General features: G+C 53.2%; 21 protein-coding genes and 1 tRNA gene. 2 read left to right on the top strand and 20 right to left on the bottom strand.

Annotated features, from left to right (window positions below):
- Nucleotide 1: 1 nt before the first annotated feature.
- The 20 genes from ACYVJM_RS22685 to ACYVJM_RS22590 form a co-directional block, all read right to left on the bottom strand.
- Entirely contained in the window at nucleotides 2-379 is a 378-nt protein-coding gene (locus tag ACYVJM_RS22685; RefSeq protein ID WP_461150512.1) for a RidA family protein, read from the bottom strand.
- 89 nt (nucleotides 380-468) lie between these two features.
- Nucleotides 469-804 (bottom strand): phage holin family protein, encoded by a 336-nt coding sequence (locus ACYVJM_RS22680; protein ID WP_461150511.1) that lies wholly within the window; start codon nucleotides 802-804, stop codon nucleotides 469-471.
- A gap of 97 nt (nucleotides 805-901) precedes the next feature.
- Nucleotides 902-1510 (bottom strand): bifunctional phosphoribosyl-AMP cyclohydrolase/phosphoribosyl-ATP diphosphatase HisIE, encoded by a 609-nt coding sequence (gene hisIE, locus ACYVJM_RS22675; RefSeq protein ID WP_461150510.1) that lies wholly within the window; start codon nucleotides 1508-1510, stop codon nucleotides 902-904.
- Between the two features lie 16 nt (nucleotides 1511-1526).
- The gene (gene trpA, locus ACYVJM_RS22670) at nucleotides 1527-2333 is read right to left on the bottom strand and encodes a tryptophan synthase subunit alpha (RefSeq protein WP_461150509.1); all 807 of its coding nucleotides are present in this window, start codon (nucleotides 2331-2333) and stop codon (nucleotides 1527-1529) included.
- 315 nt (nucleotides 2334-2648) lie between these two features.
- Nucleotides 2649-3848 (bottom strand): tryptophan synthase subunit beta, encoded by a 1200-nt coding sequence (gene trpB / locus ACYVJM_RS22665; RefSeq protein ID WP_461150508.1) that lies wholly within the window; start codon nucleotides 3846-3848, stop codon nucleotides 2649-2651.
- A gap of 106 nt (nucleotides 3849-3954) precedes the next feature.
- Nucleotides 3955-4125, bottom strand: a complete 171-nt coding sequence (locus tag ACYVJM_RS22660) for a hypothetical protein (RefSeq protein WP_461150507.1) — start codon at nucleotides 4123-4125, stop codon at nucleotides 3955-3957.
- Between the two features lie 2 nt (nucleotides 4126-4127).
- Nucleotides 4128-4583: a DUF6934 family protein gene (locus ACYVJM_RS22655; RefSeq protein WP_461150506.1), complete on the bottom strand. Its 456-nt coding sequence runs from the start codon at nucleotides 4581-4583 to the stop codon at nucleotides 4128-4130.
- A 35-nt stretch (nucleotides 4584-4618) separates the two neighbouring features.
- Nucleotides 4619-5260: a phosphoribosylanthranilate isomerase gene (locus ACYVJM_RS22650; protein ID WP_461150505.1), complete on the bottom strand. Its 642-nt coding sequence runs from the start codon at nucleotides 5258-5260 to the stop codon at nucleotides 4619-4621.
- A gap of 11 nt (nucleotides 5261-5271) precedes the next feature.
- Nucleotides 5272-6081: an indole-3-glycerol phosphate synthase TrpC gene (gene trpC, locus ACYVJM_RS22645; RefSeq protein ID WP_461150504.1), complete on the bottom strand. Its 810-nt coding sequence runs from the start codon at nucleotides 6079-6081 to the stop codon at nucleotides 5272-5274.
- Nucleotides 6078-7064, bottom strand: coding sequence for an anthranilate phosphoribosyltransferase (trpD, locus tag ACYVJM_RS22640; RefSeq protein ID WP_461150503.1), 987 nt, complete (start codon nucleotides 7062-7064; stop codon nucleotides 6078-6080). Before trpD ends, trpC begins: the two co-directional genes overlap by 4 nt.
- A 130-nt stretch (nucleotides 7065-7194) precedes the next feature.
- The gene (locus tag ACYVJM_RS22635; protein ID WP_297368005.1) at nucleotides 7195-7761 is read right to left on the bottom strand and encodes an anthranilate synthase component II; all 567 of its coding nucleotides are present in this window, start codon (nucleotides 7759-7761) and stop codon (nucleotides 7195-7197) included.
- 100 nt (nucleotides 7762-7861) lie between these two features.
- Nucleotides 7862-9298, bottom strand: coding sequence for an anthranilate synthase component I family protein (locus ACYVJM_RS22630; RefSeq protein ID WP_461150502.1), 1437 nt, complete (start codon nucleotides 9296-9298; stop codon nucleotides 7862-7864).
- A 174-nt stretch (nucleotides 9299-9472) separates the two neighbouring features.
- Nucleotides 9473-9546: transfer RNA gene (locus ACYVJM_RS22625), tRNA-Pro, on the bottom strand.
- Between the two features lie 45 nt (nucleotides 9547-9591).
- A complete protein-coding gene (locus tag ACYVJM_RS22620; RefSeq protein ID WP_461150501.1) occupies nucleotides 9592-10359 on the bottom strand; it encodes an alpha/beta fold hydrolase in 768 nt (255 codons plus the stop codon).
- Nucleotides 10359-11699: a family 1 glycosylhydrolase gene (locus ACYVJM_RS22615; protein ID WP_461150500.1), complete on the bottom strand. Its 1341-nt coding sequence runs from the start codon at nucleotides 11697-11699 to the stop codon at nucleotides 10359-10361. Before ACYVJM_RS22615 ends, ACYVJM_RS22620 begins: the two co-directional genes overlap by 1 nt.
- Nucleotides 11700-11889: 190 nt before the next feature.
- Nucleotides 11890-13443, bottom strand: a complete 1554-nt coding sequence (locus ACYVJM_RS22610) for a GMC family oxidoreductase (protein WP_461150499.1) — start codon at nucleotides 13441-13443, stop codon at nucleotides 11890-11892.
- Complete coding sequence (locus ACYVJM_RS22605; RefSeq protein ID WP_461150498.1) at nucleotides 13443-14033, bottom strand: gluconate 2-dehydrogenase subunit 3 family protein; 591 nt, start codon at nucleotides 14031-14033, stop codon at nucleotides 13443-13445. The genes ACYVJM_RS22610 and ACYVJM_RS22605 overlap by 1 nt, the downstream gene beginning before the upstream one ends.
- Before the next feature lie 156 nt (nucleotides 14034-14189).
- Nucleotides 14190-15056, bottom strand: coding sequence for an SDR family oxidoreductase (locus ACYVJM_RS22600; RefSeq protein WP_461150497.1), 867 nt, complete (start codon nucleotides 15054-15056; stop codon nucleotides 14190-14192).
- Nucleotides 15057-15206: 150 nt separating this feature from the next.
- On the bottom strand, nucleotides 15207-15677 hold the full coding sequence (locus ACYVJM_RS22595) for a DUF2141 domain-containing protein (RefSeq protein ID WP_461150496.1): 471 nt from the start codon (nucleotides 15675-15677) through the stop codon (nucleotides 15207-15209).
- A 164-nt stretch (nucleotides 15678-15841) separates the two neighbouring features.
- Nucleotides 15842-17755 (bottom strand): RecQ family ATP-dependent DNA helicase, encoded by a 1914-nt coding sequence (locus ACYVJM_RS22590; RefSeq protein ID WP_461150495.1) that lies wholly within the window; start codon nucleotides 17753-17755, stop codon nucleotides 15842-15844.
- Nucleotides 17756-17927: 172 nt separating this feature from the next.
- On the opposite strand from ACYVJM_RS22590, the gene msrB reads away from it, so the two are divergent.
- Both msrB and ACYVJM_RS22580 read left to right on the top strand, forming a co-directional pair.
- A complete protein-coding gene (gene msrB, locus ACYVJM_RS22585) occupies nucleotides 17928-18335 on the top strand; it encodes a peptide-methionine (R)-S-oxide reductase MsrB (RefSeq protein WP_461150494.1) in 408 nt (135 codons plus the stop codon).
- Between the two features lie 133 nt (nucleotides 18336-18468).
- Complete coding sequence (locus tag ACYVJM_RS22580; protein WP_461150493.1) at nucleotides 18469-21108, top strand: T9SS type A sorting domain-containing protein; 2640 nt, start codon at nucleotides 18469-18471, stop codon at nucleotides 21106-21108.
- Nucleotides 21109-21135 lie beyond the last annotated feature (27 nt).

Genomic DNA, 21135 nt, shown 5'->3' with positions numbered 1-21135 from the left:
GTTACTCAAGAAAGGCAATGGCTTCCAGCTCAATACCAAAACCGTAATGCAGTGGATTGCAAGGCACAACGGACCGCGCCGGGCGATGATCGCCGAAGAACCGGGCATATACTTGGTTGACCGCGCCCCAGGCATTAATGTCGGCGATGAAGACCGTTACTTTCAGTACCTTGTTATGCTGGCTGCCGGCGGCTTTCAGAATAGCGTCGAGGTTGGCCAGAATCTGCTCTGTCTGTTCGGCAATCGGCGCGCTGGTTAGTTTCTCTCCGGCGGGTGTAATGGGCAGAATACCGGATACATAAACCTGTCCGTTATGGACAATGGCCTGAGAATAATGGCCACCCGGAACCGGGGCGTCAGGAGTTTGGATAAGGGTCATGGGTTTAAAAGCTAATGAGGGCAATAAGAAAAGACAAACGCCATTCCGTAAAGAAATGGCGTTTGTCTCAATACGCTAAAGTTAATCAGCTACACAATAGCATCGATTAACGAGGTGACAACAGAAACGACAATACTGAACAGCAGAGCCGCTATAAAGCCAGTGACGTGAAAATTAGGAATTAAATACGCCGTCAGATACACCATCAGCACGTTCAGTACCAGCAGAAACAGCCCAAGCGTGACAATCGTGATCGGAATGGTCAATACCGTCAGGATTGGCTTGATGAAAGCGTTTAGAAAGCCCAGCACGATCGCTACGATCAGGTACGTACCGGCACCACCTGTTACAGAAACACCAGGAATAAAATAGGCGGCCACCCAAACGGCCACGGCACTAATCAGAATACGGATAATCAGACCCATGAATGATAGGAGTTTAATGATCAATAAGTACGGTTACCTGTGGCAGAACAACGCCCGGCAAACAGGGAACACGGAATCTTGAACATGAAACCCGAATCTATTGTTTGACGTGGCGCGATTGCAACACGGCAACAATATCGTCTAAATTCATATTTTTCTGTTCCAGCAGGACCAGAAAATGAAACAACAGGTCGGCGGCTTCGCCTTTGAAGAGGTCGTCGTTATCGTCTTTTGCTTCGATAACGAGCTCAACGGCTTCTTCACCGACTTTCTGCGCAATCTTATTGACACCCCGTCCGAACAGGCTGGCTGTGTACGATTTATCGGATGGATTTACCTTCCGGTCGTGGATAATGCTTTGCAGGTAGTTCAGAAACTGCCCTTTGCCCTTGTTGACTTCATCAAAGCAGGTATCGGCCCCCGTATGGCAGGTTGGCCCGGCGGGTGCTGATTTTATCAAAAGGGTATCCCCGTCGCAGTCGATCAATATTTCCCGAACGTGCAGGAAGTTATTAGAGGTTTCGCCCTTGGTCCAGAGCCGCTGTTTGCTCCGGCTGAAGAACGTCACAATATTTTCGGCAACGGTTTTGTCGTAAGCCTCGCGGTTCATATACCCCAGCATCAGGACCTTACCGGTTTCGGCATCCTGAATCACCGCCGGAATGAGGCCGTCGGGGGACTTGTCAAAGTTAATCTCGGAATTCATGCCGCAAAGGTAGTCGTTACGACCGAATCGTTTCTACAAAGGCGCGAATGCTCTCGGGCGATGTGCCTTTTTCGGCCAAATGCCGGATGAACGCGCTACCGACAATAGCACCGTTGGCAAATTGACTGGCCGTATCGAAGGTCTCGTGGTCGTTGATACCAAAACCGATCAAACGCGGGTTACGCAGATTCATGGCCTGAATGCGGTCGAAGTACGCTCTCATGGTGTCGCTGACCCCCTTTACCGAGCCGGTGATGCTGGCCGACGAAACCATGTAAATGAACCCATCCGATTCGGCATCAATAAACCGAATACGTTCGTCGGTGGTCTGGGGCGTAATGAGGTGTACGTTCAGAATGCCATACTTGCGGAAGGTCGGGGCGTATTCTTCCAGAAACAAGTCCAGCGGGAGGTCGGGGAGGATAACGCCATCGACACCCACTTCCTGACATTTCTGGCAGAAATTCTCGACACCAAATTGCAATACGGGGTTAATATAGCCCATCAGCAGAATGGGGACCGTAATGGGTTCGCCGTGAGCAGCGTTCCGGCAATCGGCCAGTTGGGCAAAAAGCGTTTTGATCGACATGCCGTTGTCCAGCGCGACGCCGTTGCTCTGCTGAATGGTTTCGCCATCGGCAACGGGATCGGAGTAGGGCATACCAATTTCAACGATGTCTACCCCTGCAGCCTGTAAGCCCCGCAGAATGGTGGTGGTATCGTTCAGGCTCGGGTATCCGGCCGTAAAATATACGTTCAGCAGCCGTTCGCTCTTCTGAGCGAACAGGCTGGAAATGCGGTTTTGAGTAAGTTCCTGGGTCATTGGTTCTGTAAAACGGAAAGGTTTCGCACTGGCGATCCGGCCCGTTTAGCCGTCAGGCTTATTATTCAACGTGAATAATGGGAAAATCTAAATTAAGCGATTGAAAAACAGTTAGTTATTTAAGCGCATTTTTAGTCATCCCAACGAAAGGAAGGATTTGCGGACAAGACAGGTAATTCAACCTACAGAAAATCCCCCTCCGGCGGCCCGGTCCTTTCGTCGGGATGACTAAAAATGCGTTACGTTTTATCGTTCAATAGCGCATTACTGAGGGTTTCAGCGAAAAGGTTAGCCTAACAGCTAAACGGAGCGGTACTACAAAAACTTCGAATACGTGCTTAGATCCTTATCGCCACGGCCCGAGAGGCACACGACTACCACATCATCGGCGTTGAGGTTCATTTTCTCCAAAGCGGCCAGCGCGTGGGCTGTTTCCAGTGCCGGAATGATGCCTTCGAGTTTGCTGAGCTGGAAACCGGCTTGCAGGGCTTCATCATCCGTAATGGCGTAAAAATCACCCCGACCCGATTCGAACAGGTGCGCGTGGAGCGGACCAATGCCCGGATAGTCCAGACCCGCCGAAATCGAATAAGGCTCCGTTACCTGGCCATCTTCGGTTTGCATCAGAATCGTGCGGCTACCGTGCAGCACACCAGGCTTGCCCAGTGCCGTAGTCGCGGCCGAATGTCCCGTGCTGATTCCCTGACCCGCAGCCTCAGCCGCCACCAGACGCACGGTTGGCTCGTTCAGGTAATGATAGAACGCACCGGCGGCATTGCTGCCACCACCTACGCAGGCGACCATGTAATCGGGGTTTTCGCTGCCTGTTTTGGCGAACAGCTGCTTCTTCACTTCTTCGGAAATGACCGACTGGAAGCGGGCTACCATGTCCGGGTAGGGGTGAGGGCCTACTACCGAACCAATGATATAGTGCGTATCGACCGGGTTATTGATCCAGTGACGCATGGCTTCATTAGTCGCGTCTTTCAACGTCTGGCTGCCCGACGTCGCCGGTACCACTTTGGCCCCCAGCATCCGCATCCGGTCGACGTTGGGTTTTTGCCGTTCCATGTCGATGCTGCCCATGTACACAATGCACTCCAGTCCCATCAGGGCGCAAACCGTAGCGGTGGCCACGCCATGCTGACCGGCACCCGTTTCGGCCACGATGCGCTTTTTGCCCAGCCGTTGCGCCACCAGAATCTGTCCGATGGTGTTGTTGATCTTGTGGGCACCGGTATGGCAAAGGTCTTCGCGTTTGAGGTAAATCGTAGCCCCGATATGGGCGGACAGACGTTTCGCCAGAAACAACGGCGTTGGCCGACCAACATACTCTTCGAGCAACTGCCAGAACTCCGCCTGAAATGTCGGATCGGCGATGATATTCAGGTAGTTTTGTCGTAATTCTTCAACATTAGGGTAGAGCATTTCAGGGATGAACGCTCCACCGAAGTGGCCGTAAAAGCCTTTATTTGATACCTCGAATGAGGTTTGTGGTTCAAGAGTGGTTTGCATGATACTCAATGCTTTAGTAAGCGTATTTTATTGGAAGAACGTCATCGTCTGGAGACATTGTCGTTACCATTGACACTGTCGTTATGTAATGTGGCAGAAAAGTTAGCTATTCAACATGCCCGTTCTTTCTGAAAAGCGTCATATCGAGGTTAGCAACGAACTCTTTAGCCGACTCCATTTTGGCAGCTGATAATTCATCCATCGAGCGATACCGACCAACCGACCTTTTAGTTGTTACATTCTTTTTGTTTCGCTCTTGTTTTTTTGTCTGCTCCATGATCAACTTGTTCTTCGTTGAAAAATAAATCCTGTGTAATCTCGATTGGGAGTAAATTCTTCAATGGATTTACTTGCATCGCATCCGTAAATCGTAAATAATTCAGTTGCTTTATCAAGTTCACGCGTAATCAATACTCTATAAAGTCGTGTTCGAATTCCGGCTTCATCGCTTCCTTGAAAATAGACCAATTTTGATGGATATCGGTCAAAAAAAGACAGTATCGCCTGAAACACCGTTGATATTACCCGATTTAAATCTTGATTATTACTAACAATTGAATCATCTAGATTACCATCTGGCATTACATCACCCAACGCTAAGTTGTATAGCAGGGCATTGTCTGGAAAAGGCGTAAATTGAATACGCTTTGGAATGGTATGCTCTCTACTTACACTAATAAACTGGTAGTTTAGCGCATCATTGGATACATCAAACGGATAGGCGGGCTCATTCATAAGCTCAAATATACTTATGAATAAAATAGGTTGACTTACTCCACCTCTTCCTCAATAGGCCGGAGCCGGTTGATGAGTTCCTTCACCTTTTCTACGTCTTTCACCCCCGGCGATGTTTCGACCTGGCTGTTTACATCGACGCCGTAGAGCTTCATGCCTTTCAGCGCGGCCAACTGGTCGAGGTTGCCGAGGCCGATGCCGCCACTGATGAAAAACGGCTTCTCGTCGTCGTAACGGCTCAAAATACTCCAGTCGAAAGTGTGTCCGTTGCCGCCGGGTTGTTCGCCTTTCGCGTCGAACAGGAAAAAGTCGCACTGGGCTTTGTAGTTGTTCAGCATGGAGAAGTTGAACGACTCATCGACCCGGAACGCTTTAATAATGTTGATGCCCCGGTTGCGTAGGCTTCGACAATAGTCAGGCGTTTCGTTGCCGTGTAACTGTACATACTGAAAGTCGTATTTCTTCACCGACCGCAGAATCAGATCCGGGCTGGCATTCACGAACACGCCTACCTTCCGAATTGAGCGGGGCAATGATTTAACCACATCAGCATCTAACTCTTCGCCAACAAAGCGTGGGGACTGGTCGTAGAAGATGAATCCTACGAAGTCTGGACCAAGGGCGGCAATCTCTTTCAGGTTGTCGGCATCACGCAGACCGCACACTTTGATTTTCATGGTTGTACAAGTTAAAGAGTTAGTGTGTTATTGATGGAGTATTGAGTCACTAAGTTGGCTAAGGCTTTAGCCGGATCGTCTGTCTTCATGAATGCTTCGCCGATCAGGAACCCGTCGAAGCCCGCCCGGAACAGCGTCAGCATGGTATCCGCATCGTGCAGGCCGCTTTCGGTGATCTTGGCGAAGGTGTCCGGGATTTTCTCAATCAGTCGCAGCGACGTTTCGATGGAGGTGGTGAACGTTTTGAGATCGCGGTTATTAACGCCCACCAGATCGATGTTATAATTCAGCGAGCGGTCGAGTTCTTCCTCGTCGTGTACTTCGAGCAGCACCTGTAGGCTCAGGTCATGGGCCTGCATACTGAGTTCCGTAATTTCCTCGGGTGTCAGACAGGCGGCAATGAGCAACACGACATCCGCTCCCCACGCTTTGGCTTCAATCAATTGGTATCGATCAACGATGAAGTCCTTCCGCAGAATCGGTGTTCCGGGATTGGCCAACCGGGCAGCCTGTAAATCAGCGAACGTACCCCCAAAAAACGGTTCATCGGTAAGGACCGACAACACGGCAGCACCGGCTTTTACGTACCCCTGCGTAGTAGTGGCTACGTCGGCGCGGTCGTTGATAATGCCTTTGGAGGGCGACTTTCGTTTGAACTCGGCAATGATGCCCGTCGAGTGTAGATCCTGAATGGCATCCCGTGCCGACAGGGTTTCCCGTCGGAAGTCGGGCATTTGTTCCAGCGCCTGAATGGTGGTGGCGGCTTTGCGCTCGGCTACTTCGATGCGCTTCTGGGCAATTATCTGGTCAAGAATGGTCATGCTATTAACTTCTTAAAACACGCCAACGCCCGTTTACTCTCCAGCGACTCGCGAGCCATGGCGACGGCGTCTTCGCGGGTGTCGGCCTTACCGGCAGCCAGTAACGCCATCGCGGAGTTGGCTAACACGGCCTGCTTTTGCGCCGACGTGGATTCGTTGTTCAGTACGTTCAAAAATATCTGCGCCGACTCGTCCAATGTATGCCCGCCAGCCAGTGATTCGGGGGTTTGACTATCCAAGCCTAAGTCCTCTGGTTCAAGTACTTGCTCGGTCTTGTTGCTGATGACCTTGAAAGCACCCGTCAGTGAGATTTCATCGTACCCGTCGAGGGCGTGCAGAATCATAAACCGCTTATCGGTTTGCTGATAAAGGTACGCATATAATCGCGCCAATTCAAGATTAAACACGCCAACGAGCTGTTTTGCAGGCTTTGCCGGGTTGATCATCGGCCCCAGCACGTTGAAGAATGTTTTGACACCCAAATCCCGACGGATAGGCGCTACGTTCTTCATGGCCGGGTGAAACAAAGGGGCGTGTAAAAAGCAGATACCCGCCGTCTCCATCTTCCGCTGCAACTCGCCCACATCGTTGGTAAACTGGTACCCCAGCTTTTCCATCACCGTCGACGAACCAACCAGCGACGAGACGCCGTGGTTCCCGTGCTTGGCCACGCATTGACCCGCCCCAGCCACCACAAAAGAGGATAGCGTTGAGATGTTGAACGTATCCTTGCCATCACCCCCGGTGCCGCAAAGGTCCATCGGGTCGTAAGCGTCGAGGTCGACGGGCAGGCAGAGTTCCAGCATGGCGTCGCGGAAGCCTTCCAGCTCTTCCAGCCGCAGGCTCCGCATCATGTATACGGTCAGGAACGAGGCAATCTGGGCGGGGTTATATTCGCCCCGGCCAATGCCCAGCAACACCTCCCGCGCCTGATCTTTCGCGAGGTGTTTGTATTCAAATAAGTGGTTTAGAATGGCTTTCATAATTGTTTTTTTGTAGAAACGCGATACCTCGCGTCTATTGGCCGGATGGTTTTGTCTGACCGAAAAATTGCTGACACACATGAGACGCAAAGGCCGGGCTGCCGGTGCGGTCGCGTCTCTACACATTGCATCAAATGGCCAACCAGTTCTCCAGCATCTTCACGCCATTCTCGGTCAATACCGATTCGGGGTGGAATTGCAGGCCTTTGACATCAAAACGTACGTGCGATAAGCCCATCACGCGGCCCTGCTCGTCGACGGCAGTGGTGCGCAGATCGGCGGGCATCGAATCGGGGACAACGGTCCAGGAGTGATACCGGCCCACAGTAAGCTCCTCAGGGATGCCCGCGAAGAGTCGTTCCGAGCGATCTGTGACGGTCGCTTTGTGGCCGACGCCATGCAGCACATCGCCCAGGTTTTCCAGCGATGCGCCGTAAACTTCGCCGATACCCTGATGCCCGAGGCAAATGCCCAGAATACTCTTCGTCGGCCCATATTCGGCTACCAGATCCTGCATAATGCCCGCTTCGGAGGGGATGCCCGGCCCCGGCGACAGCATGATTTTGTCGTACTGCCCAACGGCATCGAGGGCGATTTTATCATTCCGAATCACATCGGGCCGATGTCCCAACTCCCGCAGAATATACACGAGGTTGTACGTGAATGAATCGTAGTTATCTAATACCAGGAGTTTCATATTTTTTGAAGGAGTTGGGCGTGAGGAGCGAGAAGTGAGGAGCCATCCGGCGGCATAACATACGTCAGCCCTCCTCACTTCTCGCTCCTCACGCCTGATACTAAATCATTTTCGCTTGCTCAATGGCCGTCCGTAAGGCGGCCAGTTTGTTGTGTACTTCCTGTAGTTCGCTTTCGACGGCCGACTTGGCGACGACACCGGCACCCGCCTGATAGTAGAGCGTATTGTCTTTGCTCATAAATGTCCGGATCATGATGCAGTGATTAAACTCACCGTCGAAACCCATGTAGCCGATGCTGCCGGCGTAGAAACTCCGGCTGATGTTCTCGTAGCGGTCGATCAACTGCATGGCGTTGTGCTTGGGGGCACCCGAAAGCGTTCCGGCCGGGAAGGTTTCGGCCACGATCTGGAGCGGGTCGGCGGTTTCGGTCAGGTCGCCCACCACTTTTGAAACAAGGTGAATCACGTGCGAATAATACTGCACTTCCTTGAAGGTCTCGACGTTCACCACGTCGCAGTTGCGGCTCAGGTCGTTGCGGGCCAGGTCGACCAGCATCACGTGCTCGGCCGATTCTTTCGGGTCGTCGTAGAGTTTCTGGGCCAGTTCGGCATCGTGGATATCATCGCCGGTGCGCCGGAACGTTCCGGCAATGGGGTAGATGGTCGCTTTGCGGTCTTTAACGACAATCTGCGATTCGGGCGAGGAGCCGAACAGTTTGTAGTTGCCGTAGTCGAAGTAGAACAGGTAAGGGGAGGGGTTCAGCGAGCGAAGTGCCCGATAGACATTGAACTCGTCGCCGAGGAAAGGGGTGGAGAACCGGCGGGATAACACAATCTGGAACACATCGCCCCGCTGGCAGTGGTCTTTTCCTTTTTGGATAACCGCCCGAAACTCGTCGTCCGTAAAATTCGATTCCTCCGCCCCGTTCGAGTTGAATGAGTAAGTTGGGTAATTGCGGCCGGTAATCAGATCGCTGATGTAATCCAACGTGCTCTCGGCTTCGGTTTCGCCCTCGCGTAAGTAGCTGTGCTCAAATAAAAACAGCTCGTCTTTAAAGTGGTTTATCGCCAGTACATACCGGTATACCGTGAAAACGGCGGCCGGAATCTGGTTCTCCGTCGGAACGGGCGCATGCAGGGAAATGTCTTCAAAACTTTGCACCGCCGGGTAGCCAAAGTAGCCGAACAGGCCATTGGTGATGAACGGAAAGGGCGCTTTCTCGTGCTGGAAGCTGTCTTTGAAGTGCTGAAGCGCGTCGAGCACATCGTGGACGGCTACGGAACTCGTCTGCTCTTCCTCGCCCGGCATTCGAACCGTCAACTGACCCAGATTGTACGAAAAGCTGGAGACAGGGTCGAAAGCGATATACGAAAAGCTGTTGTCGTTGCCGTGGTAGTCGGAGCTTTCGAGCAGAATGCTGTTCAGGAACCGGTCGCGGATGCGCAGGTAAATGCTCACCGGCGTAATGATGTCGGCCAGCATCCGTTTGTGGCGGCTAACAACGCGGTAGGTGGTTGGGACTGTGAGGGTTGGCATTGGCTTTCTGTGGTTATAGGCAAAAAAATAAGGCTCACCGGGATGACGGTGAGCCTTTGTATATGTGTTGGTAAACAACAATAGCGGCAACCTCATCCCTGCTGAGAAGAGTGCCACCACCAAATCATGTTGTTAACCGAAGTATTCATGTCTTTGAAATTTTTCTTTCTTGTGTCGGGGTGGCGGGATTCGAACCCACGACCTCTACGTCCCGAACGTAGCGCGCTACCAGGCTGCGCTACACCCCGCCTTGCGGCCACAAATATAAAACCTTTGTTTTGTCCCGAACAAGACTAGTCTATATTTTTCTGAATAAAAGTTGCCAGCTCATCGGGTACCTCCCACGGCAGCAGGTGCCCAGCGTTCTCTATCGTGTCAAATGAAGCGTTTTTCAGATAAGGTAAAACCAGTCGATGCTGTACGTCGGGTGGTAAAGCCCGGTCTTCCTGGCCAACGATGCTATGAACGGGAACGTTGATCGCCTTCATCCTATCCGAAATATCTTCTTTGCTCCCTTCCAGCAGCCACGCATCCCAAGCCGGTTTCGCGGTGCGTAGATCGTCGGCAATGATCTGCTCGCGAATGGCTTTGGAAACGGGTGCTTCGGTGATGTTCTTCAGTGTCTTCTCGGCCGATGACCGCTTGCCATGCCCCGTCAGCAGCTTTTCGCGCTCATCGTCGGGGATGGGCTCCGGTACGGGGGGCGATGGCGACACCAGCACCAACGCCCGAAGACCGGCGGGTTGTCTGGCCGCGAAAGCCAGCGCCACTTTGCCACTCATCGAATGCCCGACCAGTACAAATTCGCCTACATGAAGCAAACCGATCAATTCCGAAATATCATCAGCCATTGTATCGACCGAATAGCCCGTTTCCGGCGCTTCTGAGTCGCCATGCCCGCGCAGGTCGACAGCTAAACATCGGTATTGACCCGAAAGCTGGCTCATCACCGACTCCCATTCCAGCGCCGATCCACCGAAGTAGTGTAAAAAAATTAAGGTCAGCCTGCCGTTGCCCTGTTCCAGCACATTCAGGGAAATACCGTTAATGGAGTGTTTCATCAGACCTGAACTTTAAGCCGGGCGGGCCGGTCGGTTAGTTCAAGCACCTCGCCATAGGGCACAACGGTAATTTGTCCGAATTCCTTAAGCAGGTTTTTGTAGGCCTGAGCTACTGGTCGCGGTTTCCGGTCGAGGTCGAACAAGCCGCATTCATTGACGTTGTTGTTCAACTCGCCCAACTGCGAATCCCAGTCGATCTGGTCGATCAAACTATACCAGGTAAAGCCCAGCACCGGCACGCCGTCCCGACGCATTTTCATCACGCCAACCCACTGTTTGTTGAGCCAGACGGGTGCCTGGTCAGCCTCGAACACATTGGTTTCAGTGTGCATCACGGGCATGCGGTAGCGCTCGTAATAGTCTTTCGTGATTTCATACCAGCCCAATACATCCATTGAGGTCTGAATAGTACCATCGGATAAGCGAATACGCTCGTTTCGACCGTAATAATCGTTCCCCATAATCTGGTAGCCCGGCGGTTTGCCTGCCATGAACCAGTTGTACTCTTCGCGGCTCATACCATTGTCCATCAGGTACATACCCACCGTTGCTGAGGGTGCATTGGCATATAATAAGTCCAGTGACAGAAATCGGAGTTCATTTTCCAGGGTGATCTGGGGCGATGGTTTGGCACACAGCTCGTGGGTGTATTCGGCGCTCTCGCTCTGCACGATCACGCAATCGTTCCGGCGTTTGGCAATCTGCTGATTGGCCATAATACTGGCAGCCGCGCAGTGTTTAAGGGCCGTAACAAACCCTTTGTCGGTTTTGAGTTGCTCATTCCAGACGCCATCTTTCGCACTGATGCGGGCTGTGACGTAGATTTCATTGACCGGCGTATAAAAACGCACCCACGGATAGCGCTCGGCCACGGCGTCAGCGTAATCCGCAAAATGAATGGGTAACTCTGGGTTCTGAAAGTTCTCGATCCAGTCGGGTACGCCAAAGTGCATCAGGTCCAGAATGGGCGTAATCTTCAGTCGCTTGATTTCCCGCATGACGTCATCCGCAAAGCTCCAGTCGAACTTACCCGGTGCCTGATGGATACTGTAGTAGGGGAGACCGTAGCGGAGAACGTTCAGCCCCATTTCTTTTACAAGGCCCAAGTCTTCTTTCCAGCGGTCGTAGTGTCCGCACTCGCGCAACTGATCCCGGCGTACTTTCCCTTTCTGAATAGTGGGGTACGAGCATTCGATACCCGTGGCAAACATGAAATTGGCCGGGTTGTCTTGCGGTGGACCGCTGCCGTCGTGGCCACCGGCCCCACCAAACTGGTCGCCGTCATAATTGCCGTCGCCGTATTTTTTCTTTATGATATCGAGAAATCCTTTGTTTGCCATTTGTTGTGCGGGTGTTGATGATTGCCCGCTTTTAGTTTGTGTGATCTATCCGACGGCAGCGGCCGCCCGGCTTGAAAAAAGGGGAGGGGGACCACTGTTCCCTTTTTCAGGTTTGGTTTATGTAAGTCATGTTTCCTTTTAGCCCCTCCCCTTTTTTCAAGGGGAGGGGTTGGGGTGAGGTAGACTTCCGTCACCTATTTAAAAACCCATCCGCCGTTCGCAACGCTACCGCCATGATGGTCAGGGCGGGGTTTACACTCAAAGCACTGGGAAACGTTGAGTTGTCACTGATGTATAGATTCGGAATGTCGAACGATTGGCCATTGGCGTTGACGACGGACGTTTCGGGGTCGTTGCCCATGCGGCAGGTGCCAATCACGTGGGCGTTTCGCTGGAAAGCCCATATGTTTTTCGCGCCCGCAGCGGTCCAAATGTCGCGCATGATCTTGTCGGCATGAGCGGTCATCCGTTTTTCGTTTTCGCCGTTGGTGAAATAGATACGCGGTTTAGGTAGCCCGCGTATGTCTTTTTCGTCCGATAATTCCAGATAGTTGTGGTCATAAGGCAGGCAGTCGCCGAGGATGTTGATCCCTGCCACATGGTTGTAAGCCAGTGCGGCCTGTTTGAGCGCCTGACCCCACAAACCCCGTCCCCGCGCCATCTGGGTCATGTAGGTAACGGGCATCACGCCAATTGACTGAAGCAGGTAGCCCCCCGCAAAGTCGACCGGCCCGCCGGTATGGTCTTTCGGACGGTGAGTATCTTCCGAAATCAGGGCGCCGGGAATGCCTTTGTACGGCCGAACGTCTTCTTCAAACTCACCCCATATCTGCAGGCCGGGGTGCGCCATCACGTTTCGTCCCACCTGCCCACTGCTGTTGGCTAAGTCATTCATCAACAGCAGACGAGCGGTTTCAATCGTGCCCGCGCATAGGAACACATACCGGCATCGCTGCCGTATTTCCTGGCCGTTATGCATATAAACGACTTCGCTGATTTTACCGGATGATGATTTCACCAACTGCGTGACAAAGCATTCCGGCCGGATTTCGGCTCCATGATGAACCGCCAACGGGAGGTAGGTAACGTCCATACTGGCCTTTGCGCCAATGTTACACCCCGCCTGGCAGAAACCCCGATTCGCACAGGCGGGCCGGTGTCCGACGCCTTCCTGATAATACCCCGCCGACAAAGCCGCATTGGCCGCCGGAGATGTTTTGATGCCCAAGGATTTACAACCCCGCTCCATCAACTGACCTGCCCCGTTTATGGGCAGTGGTCCCAAGGCATAAGACCGGTTGCGTGATGGTCCCCACGGATAGGGTGAAGGTCCCGAAACGCCCAGAAACTGCTCAACCTCTTCATAGTAAGGCTCAAGCTGGTCGAAGCCAATAGGCCAGTCGACGCCTACACCGAAATCAGTATGAAGTTGAAAATCATCGCGTTGGGCACGGGGCGTGTAAGCCGTATAATGAAGCGTCGAACCGCCAACGCCGGTACCTGAATTGTTACTGCCGAAAGGCAGCGGATCGTTTCCGGCGCTGAGCCGTTCGTCGTTCCAGAATAGCTTTTCCTGCGCTTTTTCGTCGGTGGCGAAGTCACGGGCCGGGTTCCATTGTTTACCCGCTTCGAGGGCCACGACGCTTAAACCTGCTTTGGCAAGTCGGGCCAGGAGAGGGGCTCCACCGGCTCCGGTGCCAATGATGACTGCATCGACGGTTTCTGTAGTTGAGTACGTTTTCATTATATGCCCTTCGGCTCGCGGTCTTCCAGTTGATTCAAGCCAATGCGCTTCCAGGTGGGTACATCGGCCATACCGACATAGCCAATTTCTTCCTGAGCGAGTGGGTGGCTGTAATAATTCTCGGTTGCTTCGGTCAATAATTCCTCGAAAAAGCGGTCGGCGGGCAGTTGCTGCCAGATTGGGCCCGGTGCCTCATTCTTTTGAACGGCTCCAAGAAGAATGTCCTGCTGCTCGGTTGATAGACTTTGAAAGGGCTGCTGAAACAGCAACAGCGCGCTTTCGTCAATGCCTTTGAGGCCTAGTTTGTAGGCGTCACCGTCGGCAGGCATAACATCATAGCGCCAGCCGTCAGATTTCTGTTGACTCAGCCGTTTGTCGATATTGCCCGCAATGTCGATCGACCCGGTGTGGTCATCCTGTGGAATGAGTCGCCTGCAAATAGCCTGCAGAAAGTCGCACTCCTGAGTTGTAAAAAACGTCGGCGGGTGCGTAGGAGCTTCTAATCGCTCCGTCAGCGCCTGACGTGTGGCGTCCGTAACCTGATCAGTTTTGAGCAAGTCACGCACCGTATTGGGTGGGTAATGGGTCATAGTAAGCTGGCGCGAGGTAAGCTGGCGCAGGTAGTTACCTGTGCCTTTTTATAAAGTCAGCATTCGCTGACGCAGAGGCATGCATAATTTTTCCCGTCAGCGAATGCTGACGTATAAAAGGCACGGGCGAATGCCCGCGCCAGCACATACCAGTTGTTATCCTAATTTCCCCCCCGTTACTTCCACGATGCTGCCAGTCATGAAGCTTCCTTCGCTAGAGGCTAGCAGGACATAAGCCGGGGCCAGTTCTTCGGGTTGGCCGGGACGGGCAAGGGCTACCTCATGACCAAAGTTTTTGACTTCGTCTTCGGGCATGGTAGCCGGAATGTTAGGTGTCCAGACGGGGCCGGGGGCTACACAGTTGACCCGAATATTGCGCTTGCCTAACTGAATTGCCAACGATTTGGTGAACGCATGAATGGCTCCCTTTGTAGCCGTATAATCGACCAGAATCGGGTTGCCAACAATGCCGACAATACTACCCGTGTTCACAATGGCGTCGCCTTCGTGCAGATGCGGCAGAGCGGCCTGTGCCATGAAAAAATACGCCAGAATATTGGTGTCGAAGGTACGACGGAGCTGCTCTTCGGTAATGTCCTCCAGTTTCTCCTGCGCCATCTGAAAAGCCGCATTGTTGACCAGAATATTCAGCTTGCCGTACTTGTCGACCGTTTGCTGAACGGCGTCTTTGCAGGCGGCTGAGCTACGCACATCGGCCTGAATGACCAGACACGAGCGCCCTTTGCTCTCCACCATCCGCTTCGTGTATTTGGCATCGTCGGTGTTTTCGTTGTAAACGATGGCAACGTCGGCTCCTTCCATGGCAAAAGCAATGGCCACCGCCCGCCCAATGCCCGAATCGGCTCCGGTGATGATAGCTACTTTATCGGTGAGTTTACCGGCGGGTTTGTAATTGGATAGATCGCTGTCGGGGGCCGGATTCATATCCGACTGGCGGGCCGGGTAGGGCAGTTGCTGACCGGGAATCTCTTTAGCGTCCGGCCGAAATTCAGTTGTTTCCATAAGATCGTCGAGTCGAGTGCTTTCCGCCGGGTTGGGGCTGGCTTAAGCATGTTGGAATAAACGGACGTTTATCGTTTTTGTTAAGCCACAAAAAAAAGCCTCTTTAACGGGAGGCTTTTGGGGTACTAATGGAACGTAATGAGTATGTGCTTATAAACTCATCATCCCGACCTGAATGGTTTTGTTGCCGTCGAGGGTAAAGGCGCATTGGTCGAAGGTAGGTGGCCCCATGAGCATGGTTACGCTCGAGAAACCAAAGGGTTCGGCGGGCATCTGGCCCGAGAAATCCATCTTCTTGTTGTCGTTCAGATCCTGGTAGATACGCACGGCATAGCGCCCGGCCGGAATACCTTCAAAATTTACAGTGATATCGCCCGAAGCAGGCACGTCGGCTACGGCGGTGGCTTTCGACTCGCCGTTGAAGGTCTCGCTGCTGTTGGCCAGACCAACGTACAGCTTGCCCGAACGCTTTTCTACGCTGGAAATAACAACCGTTAATTTGTAAGCAGCCGTTGCTGCGGTTGTCGATGTGGTGGCTGTTGTCTGCTGAGCCAGACAGGGTTTGGCCAGGTTACCAATGACTAAAGCGAGTACAAGAAGGCTGGTGATGATCGTTTTCATAGTTGATAGCAGAAATGTTTATGGCTGTTGCCGTTTGTTTGACAGCACAAACATAGAGACTGTGCAATCCCGCCAAAAACAAGTGGGACAAATAACAAGAGTATGGTATGAATGACAAGGTTTGGGATGAACTGATGCCCGTCTGGGGCGGATAGAGCCACAACTCAGCCCAGATTTAGCGTCAGGTTGCCGTTTTTGTTGTACTGAATTTCTTCTTCGGCCAGCATTTGTTTCACTGTTTTGGCGAGGGTATCGGCATCCATCTGGGCAAAGTGGTAGGATAACTGCTTGGGCGATACACCGGGTCCGTTGGCCAGCGCCACATAGTCGCGCACCTGTTCCCGCACGGCCGACAAAGCCGCTTCGGCCTTTTTCTTTTTCTTGATGCAGTTGTCGCAGATGCCGCAGGCTTCGCCCGGTTTTTCGCCGAAATACGCTTGCAGGAGCCGGGTGCGGCACTGGGTTGGGTGTTCGGTATACAGGATAGCGGCCTGCACTTTACGCATCGCCAGCTCTTTCCGGCGAGCCAGTTCCTGAAAGTTGATGGGCAGTGAGGCCGCATCGTAGCGGGGCGTCAGAAAAGTGAGCTGGGGTTTATCCTTCTGCTTTTCGTAAATAACTACATTGCGCTCGTGCAGTTGCTGGAGAAGGGCTTCGATCTCGGGCTGATTGATCAGAAACGTTCGTGCCAGCGTCGATTCGGAAATAGTGATAAAATCGGTAAATAACTCCCCGCCATACATCCGAAGCAATAATTTCAGGAATGAATCGAAGCGCGGGTGCAGCACCTGAAATTCGTATAACTGCCGGTTGTCCAGCACAATTGTCAGGCGGGAGGGATGGTAATAGTTTTCGTTCAGCTGAATGAAGCCTTCGAGCTGAAGCTGTTTGAGGGCATAGTGCGTTTCCTGTGGGGGCAATTTAAATGTATTGGCAAATGCGCTCAGGTCGAAGTCATAACTGCTGAACTCGCCCCCGCCAACGGGCACGGCGGTATAGTTGGCAAGGGCCTGATAGACCCGGCGCAGCATCTCGACAGGCTGGTAAAGCTGTTCGGTCCGGAAGGTGAGGTTTTCCAGATCGCCCGCTGTGTATAACATAACGGCATAGGCTTTCTTTCCATCGCGCCCGGCCCGGCCCGCTTCCTGATAATAGGCTTCGAGCGAATCGGGCACGTCGAGGTGAACCACCACCCGAACGTCGGGTTTGTCGATGCCCATTCCGAACGCGTTGGTGGCTACCATAACGCGCGTGCGGTCCTGAATCCAGGCGTCCTGTTTTTCGGCCCGCTGCTGGGTGGTGAGACCGGCATGGTAGAAATCGGCGGAAATACCCTGCCTGACGAGCCATTGGGCGATATTCTGGGTTTGTTTCCGACTGCGGACGTAGACAATGGCGCAGCCCGGCACATTTTGTAAAGCGCGCAACAGCCGGGCTTCTTTATTCTCTTCCAGCACGGCAGAATACGACAGATTGGCCCGCGCAAAAGACTGCCTGAATACCTGGGGCGTTTTTAGGGCCAGTTTTTCAACGATATCCGTTTGCACATCGGGCGTGGCCGATGCGGTGAGGGCAATAACGGGCGTATCGGGAATTAACTCCCGAAACTCGGCAATTTGCAAATACGGGGGCCGGAAGTCATATCCCCAGGCCGAAATACAGTGCGCTTCGTCTACCGCCAGCAAGCAAACGGTCATCTGTTTCACCCGCTCAATGACCAGCTCAGTACGCAGCCGTTCGGGCGATACGTAGAGAAATTTGGTGTTGCCATAGATGCAGTTGTCGAGGGCGGTGTCGATTTCGCGGTAGTGCATTCCGGAATAGATGGCCGCTGCCGGAATCCCGCGTCGGCGCAGTTGTTCCACCTGGTCTTTCATCAGGGCAATGAGGGGCGTCACGACGATGCAAACGCCTTTCATGGCCAGTGTGGGTACCTGAAAACAAATTGACTTACCTCCGCCGGTGGGCATCAGCACCAGCGAATCCTGCCGGGCCAGCACCGTATTGACCACGTCTTCCTGCATGGGCCGGAAGTCGGGGTATCCCCAAAACTGCTGTAAAATCTGCCGGATGGTCAATGTCTTACGGGTTTAACTAGTCGGTTTACGGTAGCTGCCAGATGCGTGGCGGGTCCGGTTAAGGTTCCTCCTCTTATCTCACCGCTGCAAATTTACGGTAGGGAAAAGACAAATTAGTTGACTATGGGGTTTAGCAGTATAAACAAAGACGTGAACAGTAACGAATAGGACTATGATTCAAAAAGTTATCAAGACGGACGAAGAGTGGCGGCAGCTGCTAACGCCGGAACAGTATCGGGTTGCGCGCGGCAAAGGCACCGAGCGTGCATTTTCGGGTGAGTACTGCGAAGCACATGACCCCGGTCTCTATGCCTGCGTATGCTGCGGCACGGAGTTGTTTGAGTCTACGACCAAGTTTGAGTCGGGAACGGGCTGGCCAAGTTTTACGGAGCCCATCGAGCAGGAGCGTATCCGTCTCGAAAAAGATTACAGCCACGGTATGTCGCGGGTTGAGGTGCTGTGCAATATCTGCGATGCTCATCTGGGGCACGTGTTTAACGATGGCCCGCCACCGGGCGGCCTGCGCTATTGCCTGAACTCCGTATCGCTGGTGCTTAAGCGGGCCGCCGACACTGCCTGAAGATAACCGTGAGCGTTCAGGTTCTGAGAGCCGTTGGGTCGTATATATATCTTTTTGTTGCCTTTGGTCGATTGATGTCGAAATTCGCACGTCGATCAATACGAACTTGCGTGGCCGAAAGATTTACTACGATATGAAGTACTGGAACATGTTCCGGCTGACCAGCGCAATCGGATTACTGGGGGCGCATCTGGGCGTGGCGCAGACGACGGGTTCATCCAAATTACCCGAATCGGTCGCAAAACCGGTAAGTCTGTCGATAGAAGGAAATAAAGTCAGCTATTATTCAACAGGGCAGGATGGGTCGGGGCAGGTTCCGGCACCGGCATCATTTCTCCGGCAAACAAGCCCTAATGCGCGGCCATTGGCACCTACGGCACAATTCGTTGTCAACTACACCAATTTTACCGCCGAAGCCCGGCACGCTTTTCAATATGCCGTCGATATCTGGTCGACGCTGATTGCCTCGCCGGTGCCCATTCGGATTCAGGCGAACTGGGTTTCTCAGGAACCTAATCTGCTGGGCTCGGCGGGGCCGGCGTCGTATCGTTACAGCTTCGACGGTAGTCAGAAGGTACGCGCCTTTTACCCGGTGGCTCTGGCCGAAAAAATCGCCCGACGCGATCTCAATAGCCCAACGGACGCTGATATCGTTGCTGATTTTAACCGGAACAATAACTGGTATTACGGAACGGATGGCAAAACGCCCAAAGGGCAAACCGATCTGGTCACGGCGGTGCTCCACGAACTGGCCCATGGACTTGGTTTCATTGGGTTCTTCAGTGTTGAGAGTGGTAAGGGGGACCAGGGGAATGGTCAATACCTGGCCGCTCTGCCTTCTGTCTATGATTGTTTCATCGAAAATGGACTGAGAAAGCGGTTAATTACGTCGCAGGCCGACTATCCGAACAATTCCATTGCCCTGAACCGGCAGCTGACGGGTGGGGATTTATACCTGAACGGAACGATACTGCGACAAACGAGCGGCCTTAAACTGAAATTGAACGCGCAGGCCCAGTTTGATCGGGCAGCCAATATTTACCATTTGAATGAGGACACTTATCCCGCCGGTACCATCAACTCGCTCATGAGTGCCCGGCTGGCGCAGGGGCAGTCGATGCACACGCCCGGTCCGCTGGTACTGGCGTTCTTCGCTGATCTGGAGTGGAAAACGACTTCGATACTGCACGAGCCCATACTGAACGTTGAAGATACCCGCGATTTTGTGTTCAGTGCGCGGGTTGTCAGCGATACCACGCTCACACCCGGTTCTGTTCGCTTGTTCTACCGGAAAAATGCCCCAACCGCTACTGATTCGGCCGCCACAGCGGTATCGCCCGTTCTGGTGGGCAGTACCAATGAGTACCGGTATACCTTACCGGCTTCCCAGGCTTCGGGCGACACCTGGTACTATTTTCAGGCGCAGGACGCTTCGGGTAGGACGTTTACCAATCCGGGCAAGTTCACGACCGGCTCGCAAACCTGGCATCACATGCGGGTTGGCCCCGACAATGTACCACCCGGCATTCAATACAGCCCATCCAAATACACGATCCTGTCAACGACGGTAGCGGATAGTCTACCCATCTACGCCCGTATCGCCGACGACCGGAGTGGGATCGAAAGCGCCTATGTCGAATACCAGCTGAATGGAGTGGCCCAGCCTAACCGAGTACTGCGATATGGTCGCCGGACGGTCAATAATGTTGTCTACGATAGCGTCTATTCTACCCGTATCGACTTCCCGGCCAACTCGTTAAAGGTGGGCGATAAGCTTTCGTATCGGATTGTTGCCAGAGATTCGTCGAGGGCCAGAAACCAGCGGGTTAGTCCGGCCAGCGGCTTTCATGAACTGAGGGTTGTGGCGCAGCAGCCGGTGCGCGATCAATACATCAATACCTTCGATAACGCAGCAACGGCAAGTGATTTCGCTGGTGCGGGCTTTAGTCTGGCTACCCCGGTAGGGTTTGGCACCGGTGCCATTCATTCCGAGCATCCGTATCGAAACGGCACTGATTTTCGGGGCCAAAGTAGTTTTGAGTATGTGTTGCTGTCACCCATCCGGGTGACAGCCAATCCGGATAGCGCCGTTATCCGGTTCGACGAGGTGGTACTGGTTGAACCCGGCAACCCCGGAAGCAAGCCCGGCGATGCCACCTTTTACGATTATGTGGTTGTAGAAGGCTCTACTGATGATGGCCGAACCTGGACGGCATTGGTAGACGGCTACAGCTCGGTGGACAAAACCGACTGGCTCAATGCTTACAAGGCCAGGCTGGTTTCTGGAGAGAATAACGAGCAAAATTCCGAAACAATGGGCGTTCCGGCCCTTTATCGGCATCGGGATATACCTCTTCTGAAAGCCGGCAGCCCTTTCCGGGCGGGCGACCGGCTACTGATTCGTTTCCGGCTGGTGTCCGATCAACTGGCGTACGGCTGGGGCTGGGCCATTGACAACCTTCGGATACAGGCACCTCCCGCCCCGCTCGTACTGGCCGAGGAACCCGCTTCGGCAGGATTCTTTCAGGTTTACCCTAATCCGGTTACCGGCCGAGTTGTACACCTGAACGCCGACCTGACAACCCGTGTTTCAGCCGTTCAATTGCGTATTATCAGTTCCACCGGGCAGGTATTGCGCAACGAAATGCTACCCGTTAACGGCAGAAAAGTGCGTGAGCAGCTTGACCTGAGCCGTATGGCTTCGGGTGTATACATTTGCCAACTGTTTGTTGGTAATACCTTCCTGACGCAGAAAGTAGTGCTGTTGAATTAGATATTGGTAATCTGTGATACAAGCACT

The organism is Spirosoma pulveris, assembly GCF_054781875.1.
The sequence above is the reverse complement of the archived record's forward strand: the minus strand, read 5'-3'. Positions and strand labels throughout refer to the sequence as shown.